The 12,535-nt window shown below is 68.0% G+C and carries 22 protein-coding genes and 1 pseudogene; 19 read left to right on the top strand and 4 right to left on the bottom strand.

Translation table 11 applies throughout. From position 1 onward, the window contains the following. Nucleotides 1-361 precede the first annotated feature (361 nt). Complete coding sequence (locus ACFSXZ_RS35795) at nt 362-814, top strand: flavodoxin family protein (RefSeq protein ID WP_378270440.1); 453 nt, start codon at nt 362-364, stop codon at nt 812-814. A gap of 318 nt (nt 815-1,132) precedes the next feature. Continuing rightward, entirely contained in the window at nt 1,133-2,425 is a 1,293-nt protein-coding gene (hisS, locus tag ACFSXZ_RS35790; RefSeq protein ID WP_378270438.1) for a histidine--tRNA ligase, read from the top strand. Between the two features lies 1 nt (nt 2,426). On the opposite strand, the pseudogene ACFSXZ_RS35785 reads toward hisS, so the two are convergent. After that, nucleotides 2,427-2,897 (bottom strand): annotated as a pseudogene (locus tag ACFSXZ_RS35785) (aldo/keto reductase); the annotation flags it as partial. 45 nt (nt 2,898-2,942) lie between these two features. On the opposite strand from ACFSXZ_RS35785, the gene ACFSXZ_RS35780 reads away from it, so the two are divergent. The 3 genes from ACFSXZ_RS35780 (at nt 2,943) to ACFSXZ_RS35770 (ending at nt 3,752) form a co-directional block, all read left to right on the top strand. Next, nucleotides 2,943-3,110 (top strand): hypothetical protein, encoded by a 168-nt coding sequence (locus tag ACFSXZ_RS35780; RefSeq protein WP_378270436.1) that lies wholly within the window; start codon nt 2,943-2,945, stop codon nt 3,108-3,110. Continuing rightward, the gene (locus ACFSXZ_RS35775; RefSeq protein ID WP_378270435.1) at nt 3,101-3,298 is read left to right on the top strand and encodes a hypothetical protein; all 198 of its coding nucleotides are present in this window, start codon (nt 3,101-3,103) and stop codon (nt 3,296-3,298) included. The genes ACFSXZ_RS35780 and ACFSXZ_RS35775 overlap by 10 nt, the downstream gene beginning before the upstream one ends. Nucleotides 3,299-3,584: 286 nt before the next feature. Further along, a complete protein-coding gene (locus tag ACFSXZ_RS35770) occupies nt 3,585-3,752 on the top strand; it encodes a hypothetical protein (RefSeq protein WP_378270434.1) in 168 nt (55 codons plus the stop codon). Between the two features lie 65 nt (nt 3,753-3,817). Here the strand turns inward: ACFSXZ_RS35770 and ACFSXZ_RS35765 are convergent, their stop codons facing one another. Genes ACFSXZ_RS35765 through ACFSXZ_RS35755 form a run of 3 tightly spaced genes read right to left on the bottom strand, consistent with a single transcriptional unit; the run spans nt 3,818 to nt 5,418 of the window. Then, nucleotides 3,818-4,156 carry a hypothetical protein gene (locus ACFSXZ_RS35765; protein WP_378270432.1) on the bottom strand — a complete coding sequence of 113 codons (339 nt, stop codon included), beginning with the start codon at nt 4,154-4,156 and terminating at the stop codon, nt 3,818-3,820. A gap of 3 nt (nt 4,157-4,159) precedes the next feature. Continuing rightward, on the bottom strand, nt 4,160-4,555 hold the full coding sequence (locus ACFSXZ_RS35760; RefSeq protein ID WP_378270430.1) for a DUF397 domain-containing protein: 396 nt from the start codon (nt 4,553-4,555) through the stop codon (nt 4,160-4,162). Then, nucleotides 4,555-5,418 (bottom strand): helix-turn-helix domain-containing protein, encoded by an 864-nt coding sequence (locus tag ACFSXZ_RS35755; RefSeq protein WP_378270429.1) that lies wholly within the window; start codon nt 5,416-5,418, stop codon nt 4,555-4,557. The genes ACFSXZ_RS35760 and ACFSXZ_RS35755 overlap by 1 nt, the downstream gene beginning before the upstream one ends. 152 nt (nt 5,419-5,570) lie before the next feature. Between ACFSXZ_RS35755 and ACFSXZ_RS35750 the strand changes: the two genes are divergently transcribed. The 14 genes from ACFSXZ_RS35750 to ACFSXZ_RS35685 all read left to right on the top strand — a co-directional run bounded on the left by ACFSXZ_RS35750 (nt 5,571) and on the right by ACFSXZ_RS35685 (nt 12,490). Further along, nucleotides 5,571-5,816, top strand: coding sequence for a hypothetical protein (locus ACFSXZ_RS35750; protein WP_378270427.1), 246 nt, complete (start codon nt 5,571-5,573; stop codon nt 5,814-5,816). Then, nucleotides 5,813-6,163, top strand: a complete 351-nt coding sequence (locus ACFSXZ_RS35745; protein WP_378270426.1) for a hypothetical protein — start codon at nt 5,813-5,815, stop codon at nt 6,161-6,163. Before ACFSXZ_RS35750 ends, ACFSXZ_RS35745 begins: the two co-directional genes overlap by 4 nt. Continuing rightward, a complete protein-coding gene (locus ACFSXZ_RS35740; protein WP_378270425.1) occupies nt 6,163-6,453 on the top strand; it encodes a hypothetical protein in 291 nt (96 codons plus the stop codon). The genes ACFSXZ_RS35745 and ACFSXZ_RS35740 overlap by 1 nt, the downstream gene beginning before the upstream one ends. A gap of 229 nt (nt 6,454-6,682) precedes the next feature. Then, the gene (locus tag ACFSXZ_RS35735; RefSeq protein WP_378270424.1) at nt 6,683-6,913 is read left to right on the top strand and encodes a hypothetical protein; all 231 of its coding nucleotides are present in this window, start codon (nt 6,683-6,685) and stop codon (nt 6,911-6,913) included. Nucleotides 6,914-6,918: 5 nt separating this feature from the next. Next, entirely contained in the window at nt 6,919-7,137 is a 219-nt protein-coding gene (locus ACFSXZ_RS35730; RefSeq protein WP_378270423.1) for a hypothetical protein, read from the top strand. A gap of 31 nt (nt 7,138-7,168) precedes the next feature. Then, complete coding sequence (locus tag ACFSXZ_RS35725) at nt 7,169-7,393, top strand: hypothetical protein (protein WP_378270421.1); 225 nt, start codon at nt 7,169-7,171, stop codon at nt 7,391-7,393. Continuing rightward, a complete protein-coding gene (locus ACFSXZ_RS35720; protein ID WP_378270419.1) occupies nt 7,390-7,587 on the top strand; it encodes a hypothetical protein in 198 nt (65 codons plus the stop codon). Before ACFSXZ_RS35725 ends, ACFSXZ_RS35720 begins: the two co-directional genes overlap by 4 nt. A gap of 1 nt (nt 7,588) precedes the next feature. Beyond that, on the top strand, nt 7,589-7,801 hold the full coding sequence (locus ACFSXZ_RS35715; protein ID WP_378270417.1) for a hypothetical protein: 213 nt from the start codon (nt 7,589-7,591) through the stop codon (nt 7,799-7,801). Between the two features lie 70 nt (nt 7,802-7,871). Continuing rightward, nucleotides 7,872-8,411, top strand: coding sequence for a hypothetical protein (locus tag ACFSXZ_RS35710; RefSeq protein ID WP_378270415.1), 540 nt, complete (start codon nt 7,872-7,874; stop codon nt 8,409-8,411). Then, nucleotides 8,408-8,812, top strand: a complete 405-nt coding sequence (locus tag ACFSXZ_RS35705; RefSeq protein WP_378270414.1) for a RapZ C-terminal domain-containing protein — start codon at nt 8,408-8,410, stop codon at nt 8,810-8,812. Before ACFSXZ_RS35710 ends, ACFSXZ_RS35705 begins: the two co-directional genes overlap by 4 nt. Nucleotides 8,813-9,020: 208 nt before the next feature. Further along, nucleotides 9,021-9,248 (top strand): hypothetical protein, encoded by a 228-nt coding sequence (locus tag ACFSXZ_RS35700; RefSeq protein ID WP_378270412.1) that lies wholly within the window; start codon nt 9,021-9,023, stop codon nt 9,246-9,248. Then, nucleotides 9,226-9,501 carry a hypothetical protein gene (locus ACFSXZ_RS35695; RefSeq protein WP_378270411.1) on the top strand — a complete coding sequence of 92 codons (276 nt, stop codon included), beginning with the start codon at nt 9,226-9,228 and terminating at the stop codon, nt 9,499-9,501. The genes ACFSXZ_RS35700 and ACFSXZ_RS35695 overlap by 23 nt, the downstream gene beginning before the upstream one ends. Next, entirely contained in the window at nt 9,498-10,325 is an 828-nt protein-coding gene (locus ACFSXZ_RS35690; RefSeq protein WP_378270409.1) for a hypothetical protein, read from the top strand. The genes ACFSXZ_RS35695 and ACFSXZ_RS35690 overlap by 4 nt, the downstream gene beginning before the upstream one ends. Continuing rightward, nucleotides 10,322-12,490, top strand: a complete 2,169-nt coding sequence (locus ACFSXZ_RS35685; protein ID WP_378270407.1) for a hypothetical protein — start codon at nt 10,322-10,324, stop codon at nt 12,488-12,490. Before ACFSXZ_RS35690 ends, ACFSXZ_RS35685 begins: the two co-directional genes overlap by 4 nt. The last annotated feature ends 45 nt before the right edge of the window (nt 12,491-12,535 follow it).

The following is a 12,535-nucleotide window of genomic DNA, read 5'->3' as shown; positions in this document are numbered from 1 at the left end:
AAACAAAGCTCTACTGGCTATAGTTCACTAGCACACTGTTGAGTTCTCAAACAACACATCCGTTGTCTCCGCCACCAGGCCACGCTCCAACCCCGGTTGAATCGATTGATTCGGCCGAAGGCTGATGCCGTGGGCAAGCGGTACCTCTGGAGGTTTTCCCTCCGTCGGCCCCGGTCTTCCCTGGCGACGAAGAGAAGATTACACACCCGTTGATCACTGCCCGACGGGGGGTCCCCCTAACGAGAAAACCGCAGTACAGCGAGGGTGTGGGCCCGTTGAGACCACTCAGGCCGGCAGGGCACTGGCGTAGACCAGAACGGCGGGTTGCGGGTCGCGTCCGCGGCGGGCAGCCTCGACAGGCATGGCGAAGCTGCTGATCGTCCATCACACGCCCTCGCCCAATGTGCAGGCGATGCTGGAGGCCGTGATCTCGGGCGCGACCACGGAGGAGATCGAGGGCGTCGACGTCGTCCGCCGGCCGGCGCTGGCGGCGACCGTGCCCGACGCGCTGGACGCCGACGGCTATCTGCTCGGCACCACCGCGAACCTCGGCTACATGTCCGGCGCGCTGAAGCACTTCTTCGACCAGATCTACTACCCGTGCCTCGACGCCACCAAGGGCAGGCCCTTCGGTTACTACGTGCACGGCGGAAGTGATGTGGCGGGCACCGTCAGGGGAATCGAGTCCATCACCACGGGACTGGGCTGGTCGCGGGCGGCCGCGTCGGTCACGGTGACGGGCGAACCGTCGAAGTCCGATCTGGCGGCCTGCTGGGAGCTGGGCGCGACCGTGGCCGCCACGCTCATGGGCTGAAGCGGTTAGCGCGTGTTCTGAAGCCTGTGTCTCCACATGAGGTGAGTAGACGCGCGCGGGTGCCGAAGGCTTCGGATTTTCGGAGGCGGGCCGCCTGCCTGCCGAGATGAGGCTGGCGGCGAGAGTCACGGCCCGTCTACGCAAATCCGATCGCGCGCCTTTGAAACACGGGCAATGCCCAGGTCGGCGGTGTTGGTGTTGAGTCGCGTTGGGTTGTGTTGACTTCCCCTCTCAGGCGGCGCGAGCCCGGCGGCCGGGCGCACGCCGATAGACTTCCGTGCAGAACAGCCGTCATCCACGCGAAGGAAGCAGTCCACCGTGCCCGAGTACCTGCCCACCGCGCCCTACCGGGGCACCAGGGATTTCCTGCCCCCGGAGATGTCCGTCCGGACGCAGGTGTTCGGCCATCTCTACGAGGTACTCGAACGCTTCGGGTACCTGCGCTACGACGGCCCCGTCCTGGAATCGGCGGAGATCTACGAGCGCAAGTCCGGCGAGGAGATCGTCGACCAGCAGCTCTACACGCTCACCGACCGGGGTGGCCGCAGGCTGGCCCTGCGCCCGGAGATGACGCCGTCGGTGGCCAGGATGATCGCGGGCAACGCCGGCAAGCTCCAGTTCCCGGTGCGCTGGTACAGCCACCCCAACTGCCACCGCTACGAACGTCCGCAGCGGGGCCGGGTGCGGGAGCACTGGCAGATCAACGCCGACATCTTCGGTTCGGAGAGCGCGAACTGCGAGATCGAGATGTTCGAGCTGATCCACGAACTGCTCCACGCGCTCGGCGCGACCGAGGACATGTTCCTGGTCCGCGCCAACGACCGGAACCTTCTCGCGTCCGCGATCACCGACCTCGCGGGCGTGCCCGCCGAGCTCCTGAACCCGGTGTTCTCGTTGGTGGACCGCTGGGAGAAGTACGACCGCGACACGCTCGCCGCGCAGGCGGAGGAGATCGGCCTGTCCGACAAGCAGTTCGACAAGCTCGGTGACGTCCTCGGCGCCGGGACGGCGCTGCTCGACGAGCTGCCCGCGGCGGTCAAGGAGGCGTCGAACCTGGTTCGGGTGCTCTCCAGCGAAGCCTCCGGGCTGGTGCGGTTCGATCCGATGATCGTGCGGGGGCTGGCGTACTACACGTCGACCGTGTTCGAGGTCTTCGACATCTCCCCGGACAACAACCGCGCGCTCTTCGGCGGCGGCCGGTACGCCGACCTGGCGGGGATGTTCACGTCGCAGCAGATCACCGGCATCGGGTTCGGCATGGGCGACGTGACCTTGATGGACTTCCTGGACACGCACGGCCTGACGCCGAACCCGCGCAGCGAGGCCGACGTCATGGTGATCCCGGTCGGCGACGAGCTCCACGCCGCCGCCCGGCAGGTGGCGAGCGGCCTGCGGCGCGCGGGCCTGCGCACCGCGACTCCGCTGGAGCCCCGGAAGCTGGGCAAGGAGCTGGCGCGGGCGGACAAGGCAGGCGCCAAGGCGGTGGTCATCGTCGGGCGGGAAGACTGGGACAGTGGCCTTGTCACCGTCCGCAGCCTCTCCACCCGCGAGCAGCGCCAGGTCCCGGTCGACGAGACCCCCGCCACGGTCGCCGCGTTCCTGGAGTCGTGAGCTAGCGGCCTGAGGTCCGGGCGAGCCTTTCGGGATAACGCTCGCCCGCGACGGCCTCGGGCGGAGCGGCCGCCTCGATCCTCCGGATGTCCTCTTCGGACAGTTCGAGGCCGGCCGCGGCGGCGTTCTCTTCCAGGTACTTGCGCCGCTTGGTGCCGGGAATCGGGACGACGTCGGTGCCCTGGTGCTGGACCCACGCCAGCGCGAGCTGACCCGGGGTCACGCCCTTCTCCTCGGCCAGCTCCCGCAGCGCTCGCACGATTCCCAGGTTGCGATCGAGGTTGTCCTCGGTGAACCGGGGCATGCCACGGCGCATGTCGCCTTCGGCGAGCTGGCTCACGGACGTGATGGTGCCGGTGAGAAAACCACGGCCCAGCGGCGAAAACGGCACGATGCCGATGCCGAGTTCGCGACAGGTGGGCACGATTTCGTCTTCGATGCCTCGCGTCCACAAAGACCACTCAAACATCAATGTGAGGCGGTATAACGTCCGCCCGCAACCCCCTGGGGGGTATACGTGTTTGATAAAAGCGACAATTCGTCGCTCGCCTCTGGTTTTCGTTCATTTCTGAATCGCTTAGCCGGGCCGCGCGAGCCGTGGCTCCTCCGGCACCACTTCATCTTGACGGCGACCGCCACGGCGTTCGTCATCGTCTTCGCCGCGATCTTCCGGGGATGGCTGTGACCCGCCCGGCGCCCCGGCGCGCAATCCGGCCGACGTTCACGCCGTGGCGCATCGTCGTCCTCAGCATGATCGGCCCGGTGACGTTCGTGGCGATGGCGGTCGGCATCCGGTTGTCCCCGGACGCGTGGACGCTCGGTGTCGAGCTCGCCCCGCCGCCCGCGGCGACTGCTCCGGTGTGTGGCCCGTGACCGCCGCGCGCATGAGCGACGAGGACCTCACCGGGTACGCCAGGCGTCTGGCCGAGATGCGGGACGAGGCGAGCGATCCGCGTGTGGTGCTCGCCTACTCGCGCGCCCTCGACGCGTTGCGTGCCGCGAGTGGCGGCCAGTACGGGGAGCGGTCGAGCCGGGTCCGGCTGTGGGCGGCCGTGTGGCGTGCCAGTCGGTTCAGGTCTGAACCAAACGTAACAGCGTCTCCCAGGGCTGCGACTCCTTGCAGCCATCCTCCGCAATCGTTTACCGCCGAAAGGACGACATGAGGACCGCCCCGAAAACCGTGCTCGCCGCCGTCGCGCTCATCGCCGTGATCGCGTGGACCATGCTTCCCCGCCGTCGCGAGCCGGGCCCCGAACAGTGGATGGCCGGACGGCGGGCAGCACGCGACGCCTCCGCCACGGTCCCGAAACAGCGCGAGACGAAGTAGTCCCCGAGAAGTCCCCGCATACGAAACGGCCCCAGGCATCGCCTGGGGCCGTTGTCGTGCTCGTCCTACAGCGTGCTGTGCCTGCCGGGGATTGCCCGGATCTGTGGCCGGGGGCAGTCGCAGGACTGGTCGGTCATCGCGACCGCGGTGATGGTCGGACCACCCTGGGGGCCCGTGGTGATGGTCTGGTCGTCGCGGACCAGATTCGTCCACACCTCGCGCTCGTCGGCGAGCTCCAGATCCGGCTTGCCGATGGCTTCCCGGAGCTGCTCGGCCAACCAGTCCGCAACGGCTTCTTCGCCGTCGAGCGCCTTGCGGAAGGTGCTGGCGCCGGTCTGGGCTGCCGGTGTCCAGTTCCGTGCGAGGTGCCCGTGGTAGTGGGGTGTGACTGTTCTACGTGCCATCGTTCACTCCGGTTTCCCGCAGTGGCGGCAACGGCCACCGCTGTAGTCGTGCCAGCCGTCCGGCGAGTTGGGGCACTCCCTATGCTTGTCGAACTCGCCAGCATCCACGCCAGCGTAGAACGCCGTCATTTCGTCGGCCGTGAAGGTGAGGACCACCTTCCCCTTCGTCATGCGTGCGCCGCCGTCGGCGAGCAGCTCGACGTTCACGCCGCCGGGCTGGTGCGCGAAGTCCCGTTCACGGGCGGCCTTGAGGAACTCCGTCCATTCGTCACCGGTTAACGGGATCTCGCCGCCGCTACGATTCTTACTGTCGCGGACGAGCCGGCCAGGACCCGGCTCGTCCGCCACCTCGACGCAGTTCGCCCCGTTCTCGGAGAACGAGGATTTTCGCCAGTTCATCAGGTCTCCAGTTCCTTGATCAGGTCGGTGATGGCCTGCTGGGTGCGAGCCGGAGTCATCGCCACCGCCTCTCGCGGGTCGTCGCCAACCATCCGGTTGAAGGCATCACGATATGACTTGACGTCCTCCGCGTCGTAGAAGAAGAGCCCGCTGCGTCTCGTTTCGAGATAGACGAGCGGCGACTCCTCGTCGCTCTCAATGAGGGCGAAGAACCCTTCCAGCCCGGGATGCCAGTCCGCGGTGTAGTCCCACGCGCGGATGTCGATGTTCGGCCAGTCCGAGAGTTCACGCAGGTGCTTGAGCTGGCCGATCAACGTCTTGAGGCCGCCGATCTGCTGTCGCAGGGCGGCTGGTCCGAGGATCACCGAGAACTGGGCGCCGTCTGGGCGCGTGATGACGTCACGGCGCCCGTTGCGGGTGGTGACCCGTATTTCGATCTCGTCTTCGTCGAGGCCGGCGCGCTCGAAGATGGCGCGTGCGTAGGGCGTTGTCTGGAGCGGGCCGGGAATGAGTTCGGGTGCGACCTGGCGGATGCTCTTGGCCTTGCGTTCGGCGCGGATCAGCGCGGCCTGTTGCGCACGCTGTTCCGGGAGTGTGGTGGCGAGCCAGCGCGGCGCGTCGGCACCGCGGGCAGTCGCCAGGATCTCTTCGCGGCGGTCGCCGGAGATCCCCAGTTTGGCGAGCACGCGCTCGATGGTGGGCACGCTGGGTGTGCGCGTGCCGCGTTCGTATTTGGCCCAGGTTCCCTGGTCGATGTCGACAAGTTCGCAGAAGTCGCGCTGAACCAGCTTGCGTTCGGTGCGCAAGCTCTTGACCAGATCGGCCAGTGGCCCAGCGTTAGCGGCCTTCTTGATGACGCCCATGCCATCAACGATAACGCAGGTAGCCGGGGGGTCGACTACCGCCCATTCGGAGTATTGCGTATGTTTGATGGCGCGCGGTTACCTATAGATGTCATCAGCGCCATCACGGGCCTTGGTGACCAGCTCAGGCCAGCGCACCAAGGAGGAAAGCCGTGGACCCGAGATGGCTCGTACAGCCTCTCATCACTCCCGTTCGTGCGCGTGATGACGGGCTGCCAGCTCAGATCCGTGTCGGCGTCATCGAGGTCGATGGCCGTGAGCGGGTCGGGGTCGAGGTCACCGCGCCTGGTCCTGTCGGTGTGTCTCCGGAACTTGTCGAGGAGCTGAACGACCACATCGGGCGCATGGCTCGGATCGTCGTGCAGCGCTCCCAGCAGCAGCGGAGCGACCGGCGATGACCGGCCGCGCCCCCTTCCACGCCCGCCGTTACTCCGTCGACGGCCTCGTGCACCAGTACCCCGCCACGGAGTTCGAGCCGCCGCTCCAGCCGGTCGTCACCCCGCTGCACGCGGACACGCACCTCAACCCCGACGACCACGACCGCCGCGACGTCTCCGACATCGTGCTGGACCTCGCGGGCGTGGACCTCTGCCAGCCCTGCAACACCGTCGCCCGCATCCGGGCACAGACCATGGCCGTTCGCCGGTCCCGGGACGAGACGGGACCTCCCGAGCTGGACGGCCCACATGCCTCGGCGGGCGCGAAGTCCGGCACGCCCGCCGAGGCCCCCACAAGGAGGCGGTAGTGACCGAGAACCAGGAAGCCCTGCGGACCCTCAACGCTGTGCGCCACCAGGCCGAAGCCGCCGGGTTCTGCTTCACGCACGCCGGCCCGCTCATCACCGGCACCCGTACTCGCGCTGACCACGTCGATTTCCTCTGGCTCTCCCTGCTCAACACAGCCAGCGGATCCATCGGCGCCCGCTACAGCGCTGAAGACGCCGACCGTGCCACCGGCAGCAACCCGCCGCGAGCGCTGCTGAGCACCACCGGCGGCCTCAAGCAGGTCGTGTTCGACGTCCTCGACTGGCCCTAACCCCCAGACCGCCGGTCACGCCGACCCCCGACGGCTGACCGGCCGTTGCCCCGCGCTGACCCTCCCCCAGTTCCCGGCGCGGGGCACCACCTCAAGTCCCCGTCTGTCGCGTGAATCAGTCCGGCGCGACGGATGGCGGTCCTCCCGAAAGGGCGTGGAGGGCCAGCCCGGCCGGGCGCTCCGGTGCCCGGCCGGGTTTCCACCCAGAACGACAAGGACAGGAGCAGGAATGACCAGCACGATCATGGCCCGGCTCGACGAGAACGGCCTCTACCTCGGCGCCCACGTCCCCGTCGGCCAGGCCGAGCAGATGAACAAGTGGCTGGCCGACAACGGGCGCCCGACCTCGGACGATCCGATCAGCCTCGTCGGCTACATCCGCGCCTTCTACCCCGGCGGCATCGAAGCCTGGGGCCAGGCCAACGGCGTGGCCGTCAAGATCGACGACCCCCGGGCGTGATCGGGATGCTCGAGAAGATCGGCGCGAAGGTCACCCAGAAGATCGCTGAGTTCCGCGAGGACTGGGCGGCCGCGCAGGATGCCCTGGACCGCGCCGAGAAGCGGCGGAAACGCCGCGAGGCCCGGCAGTCCGCGCCCAGCGACGACGACACCGCCATCCACAACACCGCCACCATCGCCGCGAACGACGTGCCTCCCCACCACGGCGGGCACTGCCACCACTGAACAACCCCACCGCAACCACAGGAGCACGCGCATGGAACTCGCCAAAATGCCCATCACGATCACTCTCAGCGGCAGCCGGATCTGGAAAGCCAACATCCCGCAGAGCCAGGTCGCCCTGATGAGCGAGTGGCTGGAAGAGAACAACCACCGCAAGGTCTACAGCGACCGTGAGATCGCCAGCGAGATCGAGAAGCACTACCCCGGCGGCCTCCGGAGCTGGGGCCAGCACACCGGTTACAAGGTCGAGTTCAAGTGATCGAGCACCTGTGCAGCGTCCTCAGCGACGCCACCCTCCGCGAGATGCGGGAATGGATCGCCGACTGCCAGTACGCAGATCTGCTCCCCAAGGGCGTCCCGGACCGCACCGCCCGCGACGTCGTCAACACGGTCGCCCGCTACTACACCGGCGGCGTCGAGCGGTTCCTGGCGGCTGGACGGGTGGCGAGCTGACATGGCACAGCCGGAAATGACCCCCGACGCGGAACGCCGCAGCAAGCCGTTCACCCAGTACACGCAAGCGGACTGGAACGGCTACAACCACTGGGCCGCCGGACGCCTCCGCGACTACGCGAACCAGTCCGAGGCGGCCGGCAACACCGAACAGGCCGCCCGCGAACGCCACGCCGCCGACCAGCACGAAAGCTGGATCAAACCCACTAAGTAAGGAAGGCGGGCCCCGGCGGTGCGTGAACACCGACCCGAGGCCCTTGATCGACTGCGAAGGAGTCGACCCGATGCGAGAACTTAGCTACATCCCCGACCCGCCGCGCGCTCAACGCCCGGCGATCACCCGGACGGCCCAGGGACTGGCGCTCTACGGCGCGCTGCACGCCACGTTCACTGACGTGCACCCCGCGTGCGACCAGATCCTCCAGAACAGCGCGGACGCCATCGGCAAGGGCAAGCCGGGTCCGGAAGGTCGGCGCCACTGCGCGCGGCACGTCGCCAGCTACACCGCCGGCCAAACCCTCGCCGCGATCCTCGTGACCAGGGCGCTCGGCTACCGGCTTCCGTTCCGCGCACTCGCCGCCGGGATGGCCCTCAACGCCGCCACGCACTACGCGATCGACCGGCGTGAGCCATTCATCCGGCTCATGCGGCGCATCGGCAAGGGCGGCTACCTCGACCACGCCACCGTGCAGCGCCGCGAAGGCGTGGTGGACACCAGCGGGCCCGGCACCGCGCTCATGGAATGCGACCAGGCCACACACCGGGCCATCGGCGTGGCCGCGTCCCTGATCACCACCTGGATCGCCATGAGGAGCCAGCGATGATCCACCTCCAGTCCTTCGGCTACCTCCACGAAGGCGGCGTCCCCAAGGCCGTGGCCGACCACCGCCCCCACCTCGTCCTCGACGTCCGGGACCTCTGGCGCGACCCGCACCACGACCCCGCCATGCGCGAGTTCACCGGACTCAAAAACGAGATCCGCGTGCGCGTCCTCAACCAGCCCGGAGCCGTCAGATACCTCGACGCCCAAGCGGCCGCCATCGCCCACCTGGTCAGCACACGCCCCATCCGCATCGCCATCGGATGCGCCGGAGGCCGGCACCGATCCGTCGTCGCCGTCGAACAACTCGCGCTGATCCTGCGCATCGAAACCACCCTCACCGTCGAGGTCGAGCACCTCCACCTGCACCTGCCCGTCATCGAGCGGAACGGAGGCAACCGCTGATGCCTCGTCACACCTGGTACAAGAACACCGCCGACCCCGGGCGGGGCGGGAAAGTCATGCGCTCCACGCGACTCCCCGACAACCAGTGCTGCAACTGTGGCAACGGCACGCGCCTCCTGCTGACCAGGACAAACGGCGTCCTGCACTGTCGCCTCAACGAAAAGTGCATCGCCGCGGCGGCCCGAGTCGCGGCAGGAGGCCGATAGCCATGCCTCGCGGCGACCTCCAGGACCGCAGCCTGCCCCAGCTCCTCGTGATGCTCGTGGCGCTGCTCGCGATCGTCGCGCTCCGGCTCGTCCGCGACCCGCTCCAGGGGCTGGTGCGCGGCCTGGAGGTCGCCGCCCGCTGGGTCGACACCTTCGCCACCTGGCTGCTCATGCCCGTACCCACCCCACCCAGGAAGGAGGACGCCCGTGTCCGTCCCCGAACCCGTTGAGCCGGACACCCCGGCGGCGTCCCGCAACGAGCGCCGCCAGATCGTCACGCGGCCGCAGACAGCGCGCGTCGACCTCGCCGCCAGGTGGGTCCGCCGCCACCGCGCCGAACTCGCCGGTGTTACCGCGCCCACCGTTCTCGCCGCGACCGTGTCGCCGTGGTGGGCGATCGGCACTGGTGTGGCCGCGCTGCTGTGGGCCACCGCCGAATACCGCGCCCGGCAGCACCTCGACCGGAAGGAGATCGAGTCGTGAGCACACCTACGGCCGACCCCGACGAGATCACCGACCGTGTCCGCCAGGTCCTGGAAGACGCCCAGACCGAAGGCCGGCCCCGACCCGGACGGCCCACGATCGTGGAGCTAACCGGGTTCTCCGAGTACCAGGTGAAGAAGGCGCTGGCGGCGCTGGCGGACACCGAATCTCCAGCCGAGGCCAGCGTCTCCAGCGCGTCTCCAGTCGACCCAGAGGACGGGCCGGACACCGAGGAGTTGCCCGCAGTCGAGGTCGACGAACCGGCGCCGCTGGGGACCGCTGGTGATCCGCTGGAGATGTCCGATCTCCAGGACAACTCGGCTGGAGATCCAGCGCCGCCAGCGGATCTCCAGCCGATCACCAGACGCTCTCGGTTGTCGTCGTGGCCACTGTTCGTGATCGGGTTGGGTGCTGCGGTCGCTGTGTGGTCTGGGTGGGTCGGACTCGGCCGGTTGTGCGGGTTCGGCATGATCCAGCCGCTGCCCGGCATTGTCGACAAGTTCCAGCTCAACACGGCGATCGTGCTTCCACTGTCGGTCGAGGCGTACGGCGCGTACGCCCTCCGCTGCTGGTTGTCCGCTGGCCAATACTCAGACCGGACTGTCCGTTTCGCGAAGATCTCCAGCGTCGCCAGCCTGGTGATCGGCGCTGGAGCCCAGATCGCCTACCACCTCATGGCCGCCGCCCACATGGACCGCGCGCCGTGGCAGATCACGATGCTCGTCGCGTGCGTACCAGTCGCGGTGCTCGGCCTGGCGAGCGCGCTGGCGAAGCTGGTGACCGCCGATCACCAGCGGGCCTCCAGCGCTGGAGGCGAGCAGTGACCGACGACCAGAAGAAGACGCGTTCGTCGAACGTCGTCCCGTTCAAAGGGCGGGGCGCTGGAGACGACTGGAGCGCCGCTGGAGATGCGCTGGAGGGCGACGTGCTCACCCCCGAGCAGTACGACGAGATCCAGCGGGAGAAGGAACTCGCCCGTTACGCGGAGTACCGGCGCAGCGCGGAAACCGCCGTGCAGCACATCAGCTACGTCAAGGACGGCGCGAAGACGGTCGCCCTGCGGATCTGGGAAGCCAAGAGCCAGTCCCGCTACCAGCGCGTCATGGACGAACTAGAACGGGCAAAAGACTGGGACCGGCTCGACCTGTGGGAATGCAAAGTTGAACAGGCCAAGAAGGCCCGCCACGACCGGCGCATGGACCGGATCAAGCACCGCGGCGACATGCTCAAAGCCGCAGCCACCCGCATCACGCTGGTGATCGTCGCCCTGATCCTGCTCGGCGGAATCCTCGCCATCGCCGGACAAGACCCAGCCCTCATCCTCGCGCCACTCATGGCCATCATCCACACGATCACATGGACGTATTGGCTGGTCACGAGCTTCTTCCTGGTCATCACTGCCGCGGTGATCGCCGGGGTGCTGATGTGGCTGTGGAGCCTCGGGCGGCGGCGGGACAAGGCCTCTGCCGCGGGGTGGACGGACGCCGCGAAGATCAACGAAGCGACGAAGGAAGGCACGGTCGTCACGCCGGACGGGATCGCCGCCGCGCTGCGCTACCTGGGCATTCCTCGGCTTGCCCAGGCAATCACCAAGGAAGGATGGGTGCCGAGTTTCGACCTCATCCCCATCCGGGAAGGCCAAGGAGTGTTCAAGGGCTACCGGACGATCTTCGACCTTCCCGCAGGGGTCACGCCCTTGATGGTGGCGAACCAAGCCGACGTCCTGGCGAAGAACCTGCACCGCAACCCTGTCGAGGTCTGGCCCTCTGACGACGGGAAACGCAAGGGCGGCCGGGCGGGGTTCGTCAACCTGTATGTCGCCGATTCCGGCGTGATGGACAAGCCCACCCCGCCGTATCCGCTGCTGCACGAGGGCACCGCGGACGTGTTCGCCGGCGTTCCGGTCGGCATCACCCAGCGCGGCGACACGGTGGTGTTTGTCCTGTTCGGGGGCAACTTCGTGTTCGGTGGCCAGCCCGGACAAGGCAAGTCCAACGCCGCCCGGGTCGTGATGCTCGGCGCCGCCCTGGACCCGCTCGCCGAGCTTCGGGTGCACGTGTTCGCCAATAACGGCGATTTCGACGCTTACGAACCGCGGCTGGCGCTTTATGTCAAGGGCGCCACGCCGGAGCACGTCGAGATGGCCACCGAGCACCTGCGCGAGCTCTACGAGGAAGTTGGGCGTCGCGAGCAGCGGCTCGCCGAGATCGGCGCGAAGAAGGCAACTCGGGCGATCGCCGAGAAACACCCGGACCTGCGGCCGATCGTGACTCTGTTCTCTGAGTGTCACGAGCTGTTCTCGAAGTCCGACGACGCCGCCGAACTGGCCGTTGACGTGGTGAAACGCGGCCGGAAGACCGGGATCATCTGCGGGTTCGACACCCAGTCGTCCCGCGCTAACGCCATCCCGTCGCAGCTGGTGGAGAACGTCGGCATCAACGGGTGCTTCGCGGTCAAGACGTGGCGCTCGAACGACGGGTTCCTCGGCGACGGGTCGTTCGCGGCCGGCATCCGGGCCACTGAGCTGCGGTTCAACGTCGACCGGGGCACGATGGTCGCCACCGGTGTGTCCGAGGAGCTGTTCGAGATCGTGCGGACGTTCTTCGTCGAGGTCAACGACGACACCGGCTACGACGCGGCCGCCGAGGTCATCGACCGGGCGATGGGGACCGTCGCCGACGGCACCCCGATCCAGGGCGACCGGCCCGCGCCGGGAGTCGCTGAGGAACACCGGGACCTGCTCGAGGACGTCGCCGAAGTGCTCGGGGCTGGCGAACCGATCCCCGCGGCCCAGGTGGCCGACTCGCTGAAGGCGAAGTGGCCGCGCTGGGCGCCGTATCGGCCACTGACTGCCAAGAGTCTGGCTGCGCGGCTGGAGCGCGAGTACGGCGTGAAGGTGCCGAAGACCGGCAACCGAAACCCCATCGACCCCGTGACGGTCGGTAAGCGACTCGCGGAGTTAGCCACCGGAGACCTCGATGACGAGTAGCGAATCCGGGGGCTCAGCGGCCCGCGTGACACCGGGCCTAACTTG

It is taken from the genome of Amycolatopsis pigmentata (genome assembly GCF_042684065.1).
Classification (GTDB): domain Bacteria; phylum Actinomycetota; class Actinomycetes; order Mycobacteriales; family Pseudonocardiaceae; genus Amycolatopsis_E; species Amycolatopsis_E pigmentata.
This window is presented reverse-complemented; position numbering and strand designations above follow the sequence as displayed.